Genomic DNA, 16,603 nt, shown 5'->3' with positions numbered 1-16,603 from the left:
TGCCTGTCAATTTGTCTTGGGAGGAAAGCTTTGATGGCTTCGAACAATGGACCATTGCGCATTGGAATTGGCGGACCGGTTGGCTCTGGCAAGACGACCTTGACCGAACATCTCTGCAAGGCACTGCGTGCGCAATATTCGATCGCGGTGATCACAAACGACATCTACACCAAGGAGGATGCCATGATCCTGGCAAGGAGCCAGGCTTTGTCGGAGGACCGAATTTTAGGCGTGGAAACCGGTGGCTGTCCGCATACGGCGATCCGGGAGGATGCATCGATCAACCTGCAGGCCATTGCCGAGATGAACCGGAAATTCCCGGATCTCGATATTGTGTTCATCGAGTCGGGTGGTGACAATCTCGCAGCCACGTTCTCGCCGGATCTTGCGGATCTCACCCTTTATGTGATTTCGGTCTGCCAGGGCGAGGAAATCCCGCGCAAGGGCGGCCCTGGCATCACGCGATCGGACTTTCTTATCATCAACAAGAGCGATCTCGCGCCCTATGTGCATGTGGATCTCGATGTGATGCAGGCCGACGCGGAACGGATGCGCACCGGCAGACCCTTCGGCTTCACCGATCTTACGCGCGGCAGCGGACTTGATCGGGTCATCGACTTCATTATCGAGGATGGTGGCCTGTCGCGCTAGCGGCTCTGCAGGCGATCGATCACGCGCACCGGCAGATGCAGGGCGAGCGAGGCCTGTTCGAAAGCCCCCTGCCCGGCGGCAACGAAACTGTCATCCAAACCCGCATATTCGTCGGTGATGAGGCGCCGCAGCAGAAAGCCCGATCCCAGCAGTTTGATCAGGGTGTTGGAGCTTGCAAACAGGCTGTGACCACCACGGTCTACCTGGGAAATATCGAGCACCTGAATATTCTTGTTTTGCAGGAAGGCAATATCAAAGCCGCTGCCGATACGGGCTGCGCCACCCGCCAGTCGCCGGGATATATCGAGTGCGCGGTCACGGCGCGACACCACTATCGTGAAGGGCTGCGGCAATTCATCGATGTCCTCGACCTGGGCACGGAACAGATCAGGGTCAATATCGGCTGCGGCCAGCAGCACACCGTTTATGCGCGTCAGCACGTCGTGGCGTTTGCCAATCGCCAATGTTCGCAACGCTTCCATCACCACCACCGCACCCATCGAGTGTCCGACAATCACAATGCCCCTGGCTTTTGTCTGGGCTGCGATTTCCAAAGTTTCGACCAATCCGCTGCGCGCGATGATGGCGCTGTCACGATCATAGAGATAGCGGGTGAAGGATGCAGCCGAGGCCCAGGCGAAGTGGATGGGAACCGAATTGACGCCGTAATCATGCACGATCTGGGCGTTGCGAAACAGGCCCTCGGCAAAGTTGTTATTATAGCCGTGCACGAAAATGAAGATTTCGCGCTGCTCTGGCGCACGTTCGGACAATTGCTGATTGAGCGTGCGGATCATTGCCGCCCGGTCGGCAATGGGCTGGTAATCGGAGGCGCGGAAATGGATTTGAGGATCGGGACGCACTGAGGATGTCTCGACGTTACCGGGACGATGAGCGGGCGGGACATGCACGCGGATCCTCGATAGATTGAGCGCCGGGGCGCGTGCGCGCGAGTAGGCGACCGACGGCTGGTCATCGCGTTGCCGCACGCTTGCAATATTGAGCGAAACCACAGCACCGCTCTGGTCCTGTGGCGCGGGGTGATCAAGCCCGGTGACCGCGCGGTTGCCGGCGCAGCCGCTGACGATCAGCAAAAAAATAGCAGCAATCATGCGCTGGTACAAACGGCGTCCCCTGCGTCGAGCGTGGCTGTTGGGGTTGAGCGCGCGATTGCATGTCCGGGCAATCGCCGCGCAAACAAACTGCGCGCGCCCGCGCGAAAGCACCCATCAGGCGCAGGCCCCCATTGATCCCGTGTCAATGACGGGCTCACGTCATGCTCGCACCCTGTCGACCTGCCGCCAAGCAGGTGCATCAGCGGCGCACTCTGAACGGGCGTGAATGGGTGATGCGTCCATCACGTGCCCTGATCGTGATGTCATAGCTCCGCCCCAACCGGGTTGCCCGATAAAGGAAATGGCTGCCACGACAGTCAAGGGTGCGGACGGTATGAAACCCTCGCATGCGCAACAATCTGCTGCCCTGGCTACAACCGATGCGGTGACCTTGATTGATGGTGGTTCCGACCTGCACGGAGCGTCCCTGAGCAAAGGCCGGCGCGGGAGCAATGACCGCGTCAGAACAAACAAAGACCATCATGAGCAGGGTGATGAAAAAAACGCGCCACATCATTTTATCCTTCATGTGGGATCGACGATTTTATGCAGCTCAATAAAAGGCAACTGCCAGCAGATTATCATCCAGGCTGGCGAGAGATCATGTCAGAGACGGTTTGGCGACCTAGCGGCAGCGGGCTTCGAAAACGCGGCCGTTATGGTCCCGGTAGCGGCAATACTGCACGCCATTGCGGGTCTGCGCAACACCAACCAATGTTCCGGCAGCAGCACCGATCGCCGCGCCTGTGAGTGCGCCCCGTGCATTGCCACCGATTGCGCCACCAGCCAGCGCTCCAACTGCAGCGCCGCCGACGCCATAGCCGGCCGTTCGCCTTTCATCGGTGGTGCAAGCTGTCAAAGAAAGGGCGATGACAGATGTCATCAATGCGCCATAGATAGCCGTTCTCATCTCAATCTCCTCCAAATGTCGATGATCAGCCCCCAACAAATACCATAAAACCTGGCTTTTGACATCCACGCATTTAAGGCGGCGCGCCTTGGGCCCGGCTGCGTTGAAAGATCTGGCCTTGCATCTGCCTGCGGCTTGCTTCAGGCATCGCCCGACATAGTCAGAAAGGGCGTTGCGGCTCACCGGTAATCGATATCGGTGGGGTGCTCCACCGCAGGATCACCGGCTTTTGGCGCATGGTCGATCCATCAGGTCTTGAACAGAGCCTTGAGGGTCGCGGGCTGGCTGCGCAGATATTGCGGGGCTGCCGTGACTGTTGCTCCAAGGGCTGCGGCTGCATGCCATGGCCATCGCGGGTCGTAGAGGATGGTTCTTGCCAGACCGATCAGGTCGGCATCGCCGGTGGCAATAATCGCCTCCGCCTGCGCGGGCTCGGTGATCAGGCCAACCGCGACAACCGGCATGGTGACGGCTTCCCTGATCCGGCGTGCAAAAGGCACCTGATAGCTCGGCGCAAGTGGAATATCCTGCGTGATATGCAATCCGCCGGTTGAAACATTGAGCGCATCGCAGCCGCGCTGTTCCAGCGCCTGAGCGAAGGCAATGGTGTCATCGAGCGTCCAGCCGCCTTGCGTCCAGTCGGTCGCCGAGACCCGCACCGAAACGGCCTTTTCCTGCGGAAACACCGCCCGCACCGCATCGAAGACTTCCAGCGGAAACCGCATCCGATTTTCAAGGCTGCCGCCATAGTCATCATCGCGGTGGTTGGAGAGCGGCGACAGGAAGGAATGAAGCAGATAGCCATGCGCGGCGTGCAGCTGGACCGCATCGATACCAAGTCGCGCGGCGCGCCGCGCAGCCGCGACAAAAGCATCGCGGATTTCATCCATCCGCGCGCGGCAAAGCGCGATCGGCGCCGGGTCCTTGGGATTGAAGGCTACCGCGGAAGGGGCCTCTGGCTGCCAGCCGTGTGGGTGATCCGCAGCGATCTGCCCGCCACCGAGCCACGGAAGATCGGTTGATGCCTTTCGTCCGGCATGGGCAAGCTGGATGGCGATCGGCATCGTCGTCCAGGCGCGAAGTCCGTCGAGGACGCGCTTCATCGCCGTTTCGGTGGCATCATCATAGAGCCCGACATCGGCATAGCTGATCCGGCCTTCCGGCACGATGGCTGTCGCTTCGATGGTCAAAAGCGCCGCACCCGAGAGAGCCAGCTGACCCAGATGAATAAGGTGCCAGTCGGTCATGCAGCCGTCGACGGCCGAATAGGTGCACATGGGCGCGATGGTGATCCGGTTTTCCAGCTCAAGATTGCGGATCGTGATGGGCTTGAACAGATGTGATTGCGGCATTTCACGCACTTCTTGCTGTGAGAAAAGGAGGGGCTTTTTTGCGGCGTCAAGGGCAAAGCGCCGGTCGCGATCACCGCGAGGCGTTGGATAATGGGTCTGTTACAGGTGTCGCTCATAACATAGCTAAGACCTCCCGAGCTATGCGTCAACACAGTCCTTTCACACACCCCATTCCCCCTCGCTAAGAAAGCTGTGCCGGATCGCCTGCCCAATCGTCGCGCGCTGAAATCGAGCTCGGTGGGGCGTTTCGCACTGTCGAACGTGGCGTCGAAGGGCTGTTGCCATTCTAGCCACCCTGCCCGAGGCGGCCGAGCGCAATTGTGCTTGCTTTGGCTTTCCGGTTGCCAAGGCTCTTTGACCCATTATTTCAAGGCATTGCGCGAAGCGGAATCCGCCCGACCGAACAGAGCAATCAGCGGTCCTCGACCTTGAACAAGGCGGATATCGCGGCGCGGTAAAACTGCAGAAGGCGCGCGCGAAGAAGTGCCGCATCCGTAAAAGCGCACGCCTTGCTGCAATCATCGAGCCTTTACAAACCATTGCCCGATTTTTAGCCCGACCGGGCTGGTTTCTGATTCAACCCAAGGAACCTTAACGCCGGTGCCGGCATTGTTAGGGAAGGTTGCAAAGGAGCCCGAGATGCCATTCATTCAAACCGCCGATCAGACCAATCTTCATGTCAAGGATATCGGACATGGCAGAGCCGTAATCCTCATTCACGGCTGGCCGCTTACCGGCGACATGTTCGAGTTTCAGACAATGGCGCTGCTTGAGGCAGGCTATCGGGTGATCACCTATGACCGTCGCGGCTTTGGACAATCGTCGCATCCGGCCGAAGGCTATAATTATGATGTCTTTGCCGACGATCTTGCGGCGGTCATGGAAAAACTCCAGCTCAATGACGTCATTCTGGTTGGCTTTTCGATGGGCGGCGGCGAGATTGCCCGCTACCTTTCGAGGCATGGCAGCGAACGGGTGGCAAAAGTGGCCCTTGTCGCCTCGGTAGTGCCCTATCTGTTGCGGGATGACAGCAATCCGGACGGCGTGGCGCCCGAGATCTTTGAGGATATGAAATCCCAGGTCAGAAAGGATCGCTTTGCGTTTTTGCAGTCATTCGCAAAGGCCTTTTACGGGGTCGGATTTGTCACCAGCCCGGTCAGTCAGGCGTTGCTCGACTGGAGCTTTGCTTTGGCCATCATGGCAAGCCCGAAAGCCACCCATGACTGTATCGACGCATTTGGCAAGACCGATTTCCGCAACGACCTCGCAGCCTTCACCATGCCGACATTGATTATTCACGGCACCGACGACAATACGGTTCCGATCGAACCCTCGGCACGCGCAGCGGCCAAGGGGATCCCAGGCTCACGACTGATTGAATATAGTGGTGAGCCGCACGGACTGTTTGCAACTGCAGCGGAGCGCCTTAACGAGGATATCCTTGCATTTATTCAGGAATAACGAGGTGCGAACCCCAATACTGGCAAACTTCTGACAAAGTAAAAACAAGTATTTTTCTCCCAATGTCTACAAGTATACATTGGGAGATAATTTTATATTTTATTCATCTATATCCATAGGGATGACTATCCGCTATTATGTTCGCAATATGTTCACGCCCCGGTGCAAGATTTGATGGATCAGATGAAGCGATATGATCGGAACAGGGAAGCGCTGCGGCTTGCAGCGCTTCAGACCTATGACATTCTCGACACGCCACGGGAGAAGGAATTCGATGATATTGCGGCTCTGGCTGCCAGGATCTGCGGCACGCCGATTGGCGTGCTGAACTTTATCGCCGGTGATCGACAGTTTTTCAAAGCCGAGGTCGGACTGGGGGTGCGCGAGACACCTTTGGACAGTTCTTTCTGCGCCAAGGCAATTCTCGAAGAGGATTTTCTGCTGGTTCCCGACGCCACACGCGACGCGCGGTTTCGCTGCAATCCGCTGGTGACCGGAGAGCCATATATCCGGTTTTATGCGGGCGCCCTGCTGAAATCCGAGAACGGCTATCCGATTGGCACGCTCTGTGTACTGGGACATCAGGCAAATACGCTGAGCGAGGAGCAGGAATTTGCGTTGAAGGTGCTGGCAGGTCAGGCGATCTCCCAGCTCGAGTTGCGGCGGCGGATTGCCGAGCTCAGTTATGATTTGACGGTGGAACGCCGCCTTTCTTCCAAAAGACAGGTCCGCGTCGCCAGTACCGACGCCAGGCTCGAACAACTCAAACAAGACGATGAGCGCAATGCGGCCGCGCAGGCTGCGGGTGGCGTCGGCATTTTTGAGGTGGATACAAGTCTCAACACGATCACGGTTTCCAGCGAATTCTGCCGTATCTATGGCGTCGCCGAAGCCAGGAGCTATCCGGCTCGCCTGTTTGAGGATCTGATCCTGCCTGAGGACCGTCATCATGCATCCACAAGCGAAAGCCGCACCAGCGCATCGGCTGTTCTTGACGTCGAATATCGCATTCGACGGGCCTCGGATCAGCGCCTGCGATGGATTGCACGGCGAGCCCAGTTTCTGGAAGACGAACACGGCAAGCCACTGAAAATGGTGGGGGTGGCGATTGATGTCACCGATGCCAAGCGCAAGGATGCCCGGGTGGCTGCATTGCTGGCACTGGGGGATCGGCTCAGCCTTGCGAGCTCGCTGCACGATATTGCAAGGATTGCGTCTGAGATCCTCAGTGAGGGCCTGGGCGTTGATCGGAGCGGCTATGCCAGCATTGACACGGGCGGGCAATCGATCAAAATCGAATATGAGCATGTTCAGCCGGGGATGGCGCGACAGGTGGAAAGCCATCACAGCGCTGATTACGCACAAACGATCGCCCGGCTTGGCGAAGGGCGGCTCGTGGCAGTGGCCAACACCCATGGGGAAGCTTTTCTGCAGGACGAAGCAGCGATCTATCGTGATCTGAATATCCGCTCGTTCATCAAAGTCCCGCTGATCAAGGATAACAGGCTGGTTGGTGTCTTGTTTGCCCATGACGAGCGGCCGCATTTCTGGAGCAAGGCAGAGCTCGATTTCGCAGCCGGTGTTGCCGATCGCACCTATGCGGCGATCGCCAAATTTCATGCCGAGGCCGAACAGCGCATTCTCAATCATGAACTCAGCCATCGGATGAAAAACAGCTTGGCGATTGTGCACGCGCTGATCGGTCAGACCCTGAAAGGCGTCACCCAAAGAGATGCGGTGGAAGCCCTGTCCGGTCGCATTCAGGCGCTGGGCAGCGCCCATGAACTTTTGCTGCAGCAGTCCTGGTCCTCGGCGCAATTGCGTCAGGTCATTGAGCAGGCAATGTATCTTCACGCGGACAAAGCACGGGTGTTTTTAAGCGGCCCGCCAACCACGCTGGGCCCGAAGGCAGGGCTTTCGATCGCCTTGCTGCTGCATGAGCTGGGCACCAATGCTCTCAAATATGGCGCCCTTTCCAATGATCTGGGAGAGGTTCATATTTCCTGGAGCGTGCAGGATGGCGACAGCAGCGATCCGCATTTAAAGCTTGTCTGGGAAGAGCGGCTCGGGCCGCTGATTACCCGACCCGACAAGACCGGATTCGGGTCGAGATTGATCCGGTTGGGGCTGGGCGGCACCGGTCAGTCGGAGCTCGATTACCGGTCAACCGGTTTAATGGCAACGTTTCGTGCACCATTGGCGATGATAATGCATCATCCAACGCAAGCCTAGGGATGTGACATGCGCACTGAGACGCGAAGCCCCAAGACAATTCTGGTCGTTGAAGATGAGCCTGTGCTGCGGCTTGTCGCGGTCGCCGATATTGAGGATGCCGGCATGATTGCGCTTGAAGCGAGCAATGGCAGCCAGGCGCTCGAGATCCTGGCGACGCAACCCTCAATCGATTTCCTGTTCACCGATATCGACATGCCGGGGGCCATAGATGGAGTTGCGCTTGCAAAACTTGTCCAGCGCCGCTATCCGGCCATCAAGGTCATTCTTGTTTCCGGCTTGTCCACCACCCCGCAATTGATGCTCGACACACCGGTTCCCTTTTATGCAAAGCCCTATGATATGGCGCATATTCTCCAGCATATGCGGCTGTCATCGTAAATGCGCAGCAAAACACGCGCCGGCGGCGCGCAGACTTTACCGGCTGCAACGCAATCGATTGGGCATGCGGGGATGAAATACGAAGAAGAGCACGTGGATGTCGGCGGCTTTCGGCTGCGCAGTGTGGTGATTGCCGGGCAAGACCCGAAGGTCACGGTTGTGTTCATTCATGGCGCCAGTTGCAGCCTGCTTGACCCGCTTTTCACCTTCAGAGCGCTGTGTCCGCCAGAGATGGAAATGATCTTCGTCGACCGGCCCGGCCATGGCCAATCGGAATTTGGTCCCGCCTCGATGCTGCTTCCGGACGCGCAAGCCGATGCTCTGGCGCTTTTAATGCAACAGCGCGGGATCGAGCAGGCGATCATGGTCGGCCATTCCTATGGCGGTGCGGTCGCCGCCGCCTTCGCAGTCCGGCATCCGCAGCGGGTTTCGGGCCTGCTTTTTTTGTCGCCTGCAGCCTATCCGTGGGTTGGCGGAATTTCCTGGTTTAACAGCGTGGCGCGGTTGCCGGTGCTAGGGGCCTTGTTCAGTTTTTTTATCGCCCCGCCCTTTGGCGCCTTGCTGCTGCGCCAAGCCACCCGTTCCGTGTTCGACCCCAATCCTCTGCCAAAAGCCTATATTGGCCAGAGCAAGGCCTGGCAGGCGCTGCGGCCGCGCCAATTCAGACATAATGCCCGCGAACTGGGGGCGCTGAGCGCCTGGGCTGCAGGCGCATCGCCGCATTATTGTGAAATCAAGGCGCCGAGCATCATCATCAGTGGTGACAGCGACGAAATCGTTTCCCTCGATGTTCACGCCAGGCCATTGGCCCGGGCAATTAAAGGCGCGGAGCTTCATGTCATCCGCGGAATGGGGCACAAGTCCGATCATGTTGCCCGTAATCTGGTGATGGCAGCGATCGGCAAACTTCGAGGCAAGCCCGTCGATCTTTCAGCTTTGGCAAGACAAACCGAGGCGGAGATCGCACGTGGCACGCGCATTATTGCCCCCCCGTAGCCGCCCCTCAAGGCCGCGAAAGCGATCCGGGACTGAACAAACGCAGACCGGATCGGCTCAGTGCTACTGCAACAAGGTTTCTGTCGCATCCAATGTTTCGATCTGGGCGATCTGATCAAGGGGGCACAACCTTGAGGGATGCTGCCGCAAAGATACGCTTGAGGTCAAACCGGATGTAATTCAAGGCATCATAGGTGCGCACATAAAACTGATCATTGCCAAGATCGGCCAGCACGGTCCAGGAGGTATATTCGGTCTTGTAGGCCTGGCCCGGTGCTGCGGAAATGCCTTCAATATCAAGGCCACCTGACTGGGGCGGGTCAATGGTGATACCGCGCGGACGATCGAAATTATTCATGACATGGGCGAGACTGCGCACAGCCCGGGCCGGCTCGGCCTTTTCCGCAAAAGTCGCATAATAAGCTGCGCGTACGAAGCGGCCGACCGAGGTATTGGAGGCAGGCAGGCCTGCGGTCGCAATGCCGGAATCGGGCTGGGTGACAGTCAGCGCTCCAAATTTTCCGGTCGATTGATCGCGATTGCTCAGAAAGGTGTAATTGTTGAGATTGGTGAGATGCCAGGGGAATGCAGGACCATTGGTCATCACACCGACCGGATTGTCATAGACATTCTGCTTGTTATCGGAGAATTCGATGACCAGCGATTGTCCGGCGCGATCATGCACGACAAAATGAAACGGCGTTGTCGGCCCATGCAGCGGCGCCAGTGCGGTCAAAAGGACCTGGTTCTCGGCGAGTTTCGCCTTGACCGCCCCTGTCGTGGCGCATTGGCCAAGCACAAAGGCACCCAGATCGATTGCCGCCAACATGGCTTTGGTCTTTTCGGCATTGTCTGCGGGACCTGAGGCACCCGCATAAGCGAGCACACTAAAGCTCAATCCCTGTTCATTGACGCCTTCGACGATCTTGAGGTCATCCACGCTGCCATTAGGCACTGCGATCGCAAAGATTGCGTAGTCGCTCACAAAGTGCAGGGGTTGATGACCATCGGCGCTTGAGGCGAAGCTGTGGCCTTTGGGAATGGAGGCGATCACATAGGGGAGTTCCATCGACAGTTCCATGGTCCGCCCGGCATAGGCACCGGCATTGGCGTCGCGTAACAAAAGCGCGGTGCATGCGAAAAAAAGATCATGCGGCGCCTGCAAAGGCGAGAGGTCACAAACCAGTGGTAGAAGATTTGACAGAAAAGACATTTTTCATCCCCTTTGAAACATCGAACGCGTCACCGCAAGGCCCGTGGCTCAACAGGTATCAGCTGATCACAGGCTGTTCAAGACAGCGGAATCTTTGTTTTGCGTCTGGTACTTAAGTCATTGCTGAAACAGCACTGTGTGGCTTGCGGCGCGCGCCGGCATTGCGTAATCATGGGCCTTGGGCAGGAAGCTGTATCGCATGGTGCGTGCAGCAGGGACAATGGAGACCGCAAGCTGTGTCAGGTCCGTCATTTGCTTTATTCGGGGCTTATTTCCCATCCTGGATGATGTGTCTTGGGATCGCGATTATCGTCACGGTGGTGTTGCGGGCTATTTTCATCCGCACAGGCCTTGACGACATTCTGGCCTTTCGTCTTATCACCTATACGGGGATAGTTATTGCGATCGCCTGTGGTCTTGCTCTTTTCGTCTATGGTCGGTGAGTATGGAAACCAACGCTTACAGTAAGAAGCCCTTGAGCCTTGCCGGCATTGTGATCCTGATCATCATTGTGATCATCGCTGTTTTGATGGCCTGGCTTTATCTGCGCAAGGCCCATGACCACCCGCTTTCCAATGACGCGGTGATCGGCGCGAGCATAGTCAATATTGCTGCAAGCGTGCCGGGCCGGATTCTGTCGATCGATGTTGCCGAGAACCAGGCTGTCAAACAAGGCGAGATGCTGTTCAGCCTTGATCCCGAGCCCTTGCGTATCATTGTGGAGCAGACGACAGCCGATCTCGAAATCGCGCAGGCAGCGCTTGAGACCCAGCGTCGTGCCACCAAGGCCGAGACACAAAATGCGCTGATCGCCGATCAGCAGGTGACGCGGGCGCGGACCAATCTTGATCTTGCGGAGGTCACGCTGAAGCGTTTGACGGCGCTCAGCCCCAAGGGTTATGTCACACGCCAGCAGGTCGATGACGCAACCACGCTGCGGAATGATGCGCAGATCAGCCTGGCACAAGCCGTCAAACAGGCGGAGGCCGCCAATACACTGGTCGGATCGCTTGACAGCGCCGAGGCTCTGGTACGGGCCCGGCGCGCGGCCCAGGCACTGGCGCAGCATAATCTCGACAATGCGGTGGTGCGTGCGCCGCATGCAGGACGGGTGGTCGGGATCACCAATGGCACCGGACAGATCATCGCGCCGGGCCAGTCGGTATTCACACTGATTGACACCGACAGCTGGTATGCAACAGCGACATTTCCGGAGACGGAGTTGCGCGGCATCAAGGTCGGCGCTTGCGCGCATGTGCGCATTCTCGCTGATAGTGCGGTGGTGATCAAGGGACGGGTGGAAGGCATTGGCTGGGGTGTGACCTCGGAGGAGCTGATCAATATTCCGCGCAATCTGCCCTATGTGCCGAAGAATCTGAACTGGGTGCGGATTGCGCAGCGTTTTCCTGTGCGGGTGAAACTGATCGATCCGCCTGCCGATCTGACGCGAGCGGGCGCCTCGGCTGTGGTGACAGTGCATGATGGCAGCACCTGCTAGACGGGGGCTGAGCGCCGCCCTTCGCGAGACAGTCAGCGACCTGGCGCCCTTCCCGGGCCGAATGGCCACGGCCTGGCGGGTGGCAGCCGTCTGCGCGCTGGTTGCGGGGATCGCGATGATGTTCAACATCCCTGAATCGGCGATCAGCTGCTATCTGGTAATTTTCCTGATGAAGGCCGATGGCGCAGAAAACCTGGTGGTGGCCATCGCCGCAACCCTTGCCATCACCCTGCTGATTGCCCTGATGATCCCGATCATCCAATGGACGGTGGAATCGGCATCACTGCGCATTGTAATCATGATCGCGGTGTCATTCGCCTTCATATTCCTGGGCGCGGCAAGCAAGCTTGGTGAGGGCGGCAGCATTGTGGCGCTGATCATCGCCTTCATTCTGACGCTGGTCAACGAGGTACCGGTCAATGGGGTGATTTCGATTGCGCTGCGCTATGCCTGGGAAATGGCGATCCTGCCGATGCTGGTGATTGCGGTTTTCAGCCTGTATTTTGGAGGCTGGAGTGTCTGGCTGTTGCGCCAGGAATTGCGCGACAGATTGCTGCTGGCGCGCGAGGCCCTGCTCAATGGCCCCTCGCCGCTTGTTACCGACAAGCTTGCTGAAGGCAATGACGTCGAAAGCAAGCGGGCAATGCTGGTGAAGATCCTGCATCAGACATCGCAGCAGAATGCAGCACAGATCAAGGCGGATATTCCCGCCTCCTATCAATTATTATTTGCGGTCAGCGCGGTTCCGCAAGTGGCAAGCGTTGAGAGCCGGCAGTCCATTGCCGGCGAGATCGACGCAATGGTGGATGCGCTTGACCGCGGCGAGCCGCTGCCCCCGCCAGGGTTTGCCGAGAACGATCTGCCTTGCGGACCTTTCAAAGCCATCCGTCAGGCGCTGAATACGCTGGCAGGACAGCAAGAACCCTCCTATAAAAAAGGGGCGGGCGAGCGCTTTTTTGCCGCCGATGCTTTCACAAATCCCGCTTATCAACGCTTTGCGCTGAAGACCACGCTGGCAGCAATTCTGTGCTATATGTTTTATGCAGCGATCAATTGGCAGGGCATCCACACGGCGATGGTGACCTGCTATGTCGCCTCGCTGGGAACCGCCGGCGACACGCTGCACAAGCTTGCGCTGCGGATCGCGGGTTGTCTGATTGGTGCGGTGATTGGCGTCGCCTCGATTATCTTCCTGATGCCGCAGATGGAAAGCGTTGGCGGTCTGATGCTGCTGGTCTTCTTTGTCGCCCTGCTGGCCGCCTGGGTTGCGGGGGGAAGCGAAAAGCTGTCCTATGCCGGGGTTCAAATCGGCCTCGCCTTCACCTTGACGGTCCTGCAAGGATTTGGTCCCACCACCGATATGGATACCGCGCGTGACCGTATTCTTGGTGTTCTGGTCGGAAATCTTGCAGTCTATCTCGTCTCGACCCTGATCTGGCCGGCACCGGTTGTCACCGTGATAAGGCAGCATCTGGCACAGGCCGCGAGAAAAATCGCACAGATTGCCGCCTGTCCTGCCGCTACCCGCATGGAGATGATCACCACCGCAGCCGAGGTAGAGCAGCTTTTGGGCGAGGTGCGTTATTGCTTTTATCTGCTGCCATTTGAACCCTTGCGATTGCGACCATCAGAGGCGATGGAAAAAACCTTTGAGAGCCTGAGCGATCAACTTGCCTCGCTCAACAAGGACGTCTATTTCTGTGAAGGAGAGGCTGATGACAGTGCCAGGCGGCTCGAAGCGCTGGCGCTGGGCATTGAACAGGCGGCTTTCAACGAAATTGGTCTTTTTAACACATCGCAGGCTGCAGAAGGCTTGACGAGGGATCCGGGGGGAAATCAGATCGGCACGCGTCTCGAACGTCTGGAAGCACTGGTTGCGGGTGAGCGGGCATGAGAGGCAGCACCAGGCTCTTGTTTGTCGCATGGGCTTTGAGTGCGAGCCTTGCTGTTGCGGGATGTGCGGTGGATGCCCTCAAGCTTGCGCCTTCGGCCGCTGACCAACCCTGGCAAGCCGCAAAGGAGCCGGGTCTAAAAACCGCCGCGTCACAATCCTTGGCCGAGCGCAAGGATTTCAGTGTGCCGGCCAATCCCGAGCTAGCTCTGATTGCAAGTCCGGTTGCCATCGACACCCGCCCCTCCTATGATCTCGCGCAACTGATTGATCTGGCGCAGCGCAGCAATCCTACCACGCGCAATGCCTGGGAAAAGGCGCGTCAGGCCGCGCTTGGGGTCGGGATGGCGGAAGCCACGCTGTTGCCTGTTCTCACCGCCAATGTAATTGGTGGCGTGCAGAAGACAAGCACCCCGGTCGACGTTCCGCTCATCGGGCGACGGGATGTGGACACGACGCTGAAAGGGGTTACCCCGGCGCTGGCGCTGCAATGGCTGGTGTTTGATTTTGGTCAGCGCAATGCGCTGGTGGAGGTTGCAAGACAGGGCTCCTTTGCGACCAATGTCACCTTCAATGCCATGCATCAGAAGCTTATTTTTGATGTGAGCCGCACCTATTACGAATATGGCGCATCGGTGGCGGGTCACCGGATCGCTGAACAGACCCTGCGCAATGCCAAGTCGGTACTGGCGGCGGTTCAGGCGCGGCTCAATGAGGGACGCGCCACAACCATCGAGCTGGCGCTTGCCCGCCAGCAGGTTGCGCAGTCTGAACTGCGGCTGGTGAAGGCGCAGGGACAGCAGGATAATACCTACCAGGCACTGCTGGCTGCCATGGGCGTGAATGCCATGCTGAAAATCAACATTGACAGCTCGGCGCGCCGGGCGCTGCCCTCCACATTTGACGGCGTCACGCAAAGGATGCTGGAGAGCGCCTTGTCACGGCGTCCGGATGTGATTGCAAGCTATGCTGCGTTGCAGGCGAGCAAGGCCGGCATCAAGGCGGCGCAGGCGGAATTTATGCCGAAGGTTTTTGTGTCGGCCGCGCTGTCGTCAAGTTCGAACCGCTTTGATGCGGGCAGCTTGCCCTCGATCGGCAATCAGTCGTCGGGGGCTGGCATTCTGGTTGGGGCCACCATGCCGCTTTACGACGGCGGTCTGCGAGCAGCGCAGCTCAAGCAGGCGCAATCGACCCAGGATGCTGCGGGTGAAACCTTCCGCAATATCCAGCTCGATGCGGTTGCCGAAATCGTCCTGGCCTCCAATGCTCTGAAGACGGCGCTTGCCGCCAACAAGGCGGCGCTGGTGCTGGTTTCGACCTCGGCCACAGCCTTTGATGCCGCGCTCGATTCCTATCGCAATGGGCTTGGGACCATCACCACGGTGAATGAAACCAATAATGGGCTGCTGGACGCCCGATTGGCACAGACTGATGCGCACACGGCTGCATTGATTGCCGCCGCAAATCTAGCGTTCTTTTCCGGTGCCCTGACGTCGACACAGAGCCTGCCCGGCATGGCTGGGAGCCAATAGTTGGCTGTCGCGGCCTGCCGCGCTCTCCAGCATGAGCCGACCAGAACAGTTTCACCTGCGGGCCTGAATGCAGTCTTGCGCCCAGCGCCTTTGAGCAAGGCCGGGCAGAGCCACGCGCACAGGGGCTGCATCGGTCAGAAGGCAACGCATGATTGAGGGCCTGGCGATGTTTTTTCCAAGTCAAATATAGACCGCGCATTTGAGTAGGTGGTGTTGCCATGTTGCTACAGACATTCTGGTGCAATGCACTACCTTGAAGTGAGTGAACAATTTGGGCTCTTAAGGGAGCTGGGAGATCAGAAATGAATATCAAGTCCATTCTTCTTGCCTCGACCGTTATTCTTGCTGGTGCATTTGGCGCACAGGCTGCCGATGCCATTCAGTATGAAGAGCCAGTGCCAGTGGTTGCCGCTCCGGTGTTTTCCTGGACCGGCGGTTATCTCGGTGGCCAGATCGGATATGGCTGGGGCAAGTCGCGCTTCAGCAATGAATTCACCGCGATCAACGTGAAGCCCGATGGTTTCCTCGGCGGTCTTTATGCCGGTTACAATTTCGATCTCGGCAACAGCTTCGTGCTGGGTATTGACGGTGACGTCACCTATAACAACCTCAAGGACAGCTATTCGGAAACTGATCTTGGTGTGACCGACAGCCTTGAGAGCAAGCTGCGCTGGTCGGGTGCAGTTCGCGCCCGTGCAGGTGTCGCAATGGATCGCTTCCTGCCATATATCGCAGGTGGTGTTGCATTTGGTAGCGTGAAGAACACCTTGTCTTCGACAGATGGCATTGACGAAGTGAGCGTGTCGCAGAGCAAGACGCTGACCGGCTGGACGGCTGGCGCAGGTGTTGATTACGCGGCAACCGACAATGTTATCGTGCGTCTCGAATATCGTTATACCGATTACGGTCATAAGGATTTCGACTTTGGCGTTCCGGATGCTGGTGTGCGCGACAAGTTCAAGACCAACGAAGTTCGTCTTGGTGTTGCCTACAAATTCTAATCATCACGGTGTGAGAGTTTGAAAGCCGTCCGGAGAAATCCGGGCGGCTTTTTTTGTCCAGCACCGGGCAATCACCGCGCAGTCTTGATGATCGATCGCTGCGACCTCGCATTGGAAAGGTTGAGCTTCGATTGTTCAACGAGCGCGCAAAATGCGCTTTCCTCACCCCGATATGAGGCCAGCCAAGGGGTTAAACCCATGCGAAGAAGACAAGCAGGCTTTGTGAAGGTCGACCGCGCCGTCAAAATGCCGCTAATAGAAGCCCCTAGGAGCCGCCAGACGCTCCTTTTTTTTTAAACAAGCGATCGATGCTATCAGCGAGGCCTTCAGCGCGATTTCAACCCAGCGGCATCCCCAATGACTGCAGTCG

16 protein-coding genes are annotated in these 16,603 nt (G+C 57.9%); 10 read left to right on the top strand and 6 right to left on the bottom strand.

From position 1 onward, the window contains the following. Positions 1–33: 33 nt before the first annotated feature. Positions 34–651: an urease accessory protein UreG gene (ureG, locus tag RT142_RS10275; protein ID WP_313028498.1), complete on the top strand. Its 618-nt coding sequence runs from the start codon at positions 34–36 to the stop codon at positions 649–651. Here the strand turns inward: ureG and RT142_RS10270 are convergent. The 4 genes from RT142_RS10270 to RT142_RS10255 form a co-directional block, all read right to left on the bottom strand. After that, positions 648–1,775, bottom strand: a complete 1,128-nt coding sequence (locus tag RT142_RS10270; RefSeq protein ID WP_171380306.1) for an alpha/beta hydrolase — start codon at positions 1,773–1,775, stop codon at positions 648–650. The two genes, ureG and RT142_RS10270, sit on opposite strands and share 4 nt — an antisense overlap. Positions 1,776–1,965: 190 nt before the next feature. Next, entirely contained in the window at positions 1,966–2,295 is a 330-nt protein-coding gene (locus tag RT142_RS10265; RefSeq protein ID WP_235972531.1) for a hypothetical protein, read from the bottom strand. A gap of 96 nt (positions 2,296–2,391) precedes the next feature. Next, positions 2,392–2,676: a glycine zipper domain-containing protein gene (locus RT142_RS10260; RefSeq protein WP_113500265.1), complete on the bottom strand. Its 285-nt coding sequence runs from the start codon at positions 2,674–2,676 to the stop codon at positions 2,392–2,394. A 248-nt stretch (positions 2,677–2,924) separates the two neighbouring features. Continuing rightward, the gene (locus tag RT142_RS10255) at positions 2,925–4,028 is read right to left on the bottom strand and encodes an NADH:flavin oxidoreductase/NADH oxidase (protein ID WP_171380307.1); all 1,104 of its coding nucleotides are present in this window, start codon (positions 4,026–4,028) and stop codon (positions 2,925–2,927) included. A gap of 639 nt (positions 4,029–4,667) precedes the next feature. On the opposite strand from RT142_RS10255, the gene RT142_RS10250 reads away from it, so the two are divergent. The 4 genes from RT142_RS10250 (at position 4,668) to RT142_RS10235 (ending at position 9,098) form a co-directional block, all read left to right on the top strand. Then, entirely contained in the window at positions 4,668–5,489 is an 822-nt protein-coding gene (locus RT142_RS10250) for an alpha/beta fold hydrolase (protein WP_171380308.1), read from the top strand. A gap of 174 nt (positions 5,490–5,663) precedes the next feature. Continuing rightward, entirely contained in the window at positions 5,664–7,721 is a 2,058-nt protein-coding gene (locus RT142_RS10245; RefSeq protein ID WP_171380309.1) for a GAF domain-containing protein, read from the top strand. Between the two features lie 9 nt (positions 7,722–7,730). Beyond that, a complete protein-coding gene (locus RT142_RS10240; RefSeq protein ID WP_094544380.1) occupies positions 7,731–8,102 on the top strand; it encodes a response regulator in 372 nt (123 codons plus the stop codon). Then, positions 8,103–9,098 (top strand): alpha/beta fold hydrolase, encoded by a 996-nt coding sequence (locus RT142_RS10235; protein ID WP_094544381.1) that lies wholly within the window; start codon positions 8,103–8,105, stop codon positions 9,096–9,098. Between the two features lie 115 nt (positions 9,099–9,213). On the opposite strand, the gene RT142_RS10230 is transcribed toward RT142_RS10235, so the two are convergent. Further along, positions 9,214–10,311, bottom strand: a complete 1,098-nt coding sequence (locus RT142_RS10230; protein WP_313028492.1) for a linear amide C-N hydrolase — start codon at positions 10,309–10,311, stop codon at positions 9,214–9,216. A gap of 117 nt (positions 10,312–10,428) precedes the next feature. Further along, positions 10,429–10,563 carry a hypothetical protein gene (locus tag RT142_RS10225; RefSeq protein WP_268901666.1) on the bottom strand — a complete coding sequence of 45 codons (135 nt, stop codon included), beginning with the start codon at positions 10,561–10,563 and terminating at the stop codon, positions 10,429–10,431. Between RT142_RS10225 and RT142_RS10220 the strand changes: the two genes are divergently transcribed. From RT142_RS10220 to RT142_RS10200, 5 genes are all read left to right on the top strand, one after another. After that, positions 10,548–10,754, top strand: a complete 207-nt coding sequence (locus RT142_RS10220) for a YtcA family lipoprotein (protein ID WP_171380312.1) — start codon at positions 10,548–10,550, stop codon at positions 10,752–10,754. The genes RT142_RS10225 and RT142_RS10220 overlap by 16 nt on opposite strands. A gap of 2 nt (positions 10,755–10,756) precedes the next feature. Then, positions 10,757–11,809, top strand: a complete 1,053-nt coding sequence (mdtN, locus tag RT142_RS10215; RefSeq protein WP_171380313.1) for a multidrug transporter subunit MdtN — start codon at positions 10,757–10,759, stop codon at positions 11,807–11,809. After that, positions 11,790–13,703, top strand: a complete 1,914-nt coding sequence (locus RT142_RS10210; RefSeq protein ID WP_171380314.1) for an FUSC family protein — start codon at positions 11,790–11,792, stop codon at positions 13,701–13,703. Before mdtN ends, RT142_RS10210 begins: the two co-directional genes overlap by 20 nt. A 68-nt stretch (positions 13,704–13,771) precedes the next feature. Beyond that, on the top strand, positions 13,772–15,232 hold the full coding sequence (locus tag RT142_RS10205) for a TolC family protein (RefSeq protein WP_313028489.1): 1,461 nt from the start codon (positions 13,772–13,774) through the stop codon (positions 15,230–15,232). 302 nt (positions 15,233–15,534) lie between these two features. Further along, positions 15,535–16,233, top strand: a complete 699-nt coding sequence (locus tag RT142_RS10200) for an outer membrane protein (protein ID WP_007880791.1) — start codon at positions 15,535–15,537, stop codon at positions 16,231–16,233. The last annotated feature ends 370 nt before the right edge of the window (positions 16,234–16,603 follow it).

Origin of the sequence: Brucella sp. (genome assembly GCF_032066345.1) — a bacterium.
In the GTDB taxonomy this organism is placed as follows: domain Bacteria; phylum Pseudomonadota; class Alphaproteobacteria; order Rhizobiales; family Rhizobiaceae; genus Brucella; species Brucella pseudogrignonensis.
The sequence above is the reverse complement of the archived record's forward strand: the minus strand, read 5'-3'. Positions and strand labels throughout refer to the sequence as shown.

Bases quoted from the DNA above. Each gene is read 5' to 3' on its own strand.
- RT142_RS10265 (WP_235972531.1), bottom strand. From the start codon at position 2,295: ATGAAGGATAAAATGATGTGGCGCGTTTTTTTCATCACCCTGCTCATG.
- RT142_RS10255 (WP_171380307.1), bottom strand. From the start codon at position 4,028: ATGCCGCAATCACATCTGTTCAAGCCCATCACGATCCGCAATCTTGAG.
- RT142_RS10245 (WP_171380309.1), top strand. From the start codon at position 5,664: ATGGATCAGATGAAGCGATATGATCGGAACAGGGAAGCGCTGCGGCTT.
- RT142_RS10240 (WP_094544380.1), top strand. From the start codon at position 7,731: ATGCGCACTGAGACGCGAAGCCCCAAGACAATTCTGGTCGTTGAAGAT.
- RT142_RS10230 (WP_313028492.1), bottom strand. From the start codon at position 10,311: ATGTCTTTTCTGTCAAATCTTCTACCACTGGTTTGTGACCTCTCGCCT.
- mdtN (WP_171380313.1), top strand. From the start codon at position 10,757: ATGGAAACCAACGCTTACAGTAAGAAGCCCTTGAGCCTTGCCGGCATT.
- RT142_RS10235 (WP_094544381.1), top strand. From the start codon at position 8,103: ATGCGCAGCAAAACACGCGCCGGCGGCGCGCAGACTTTACCGGCTGCA.
- RT142_RS10250 (WP_171380308.1), top strand. From the start codon at position 4,668: ATGCCATTCATTCAAACCGCCGATCAGACCAATCTTCATGTCAAGGAT.
- RT142_RS10225 (WP_268901666.1), bottom strand. From the start codon at position 10,563: ATGACGGACCTGACACAGCTTGCGGTCTCCATTGTCCCTGCTGCACGC.
- RT142_RS10210 (WP_171380314.1), top strand. From the start codon at position 11,790: ATGATGGCAGCACCTGCTAGACGGGGGCTGAGCGCCGCCCTTCGCGAG.
- ureG (WP_313028498.1), top strand. From the start codon at position 34: ATGGCTTCGAACAATGGACCATTGCGCATTGGAATTGGCGGACCGGTT.
- RT142_RS10260 (WP_113500265.1), bottom strand. From the start codon at position 2,676: ATGAGAACGGCTATCTATGGCGCATTGATGACATCTGTCATCGCCCTT.
- RT142_RS10200 (WP_007880791.1), top strand. From the start codon at position 15,535: ATGAATATCAAGTCCATTCTTCTTGCCTCGACCGTTATTCTTGCTGGT.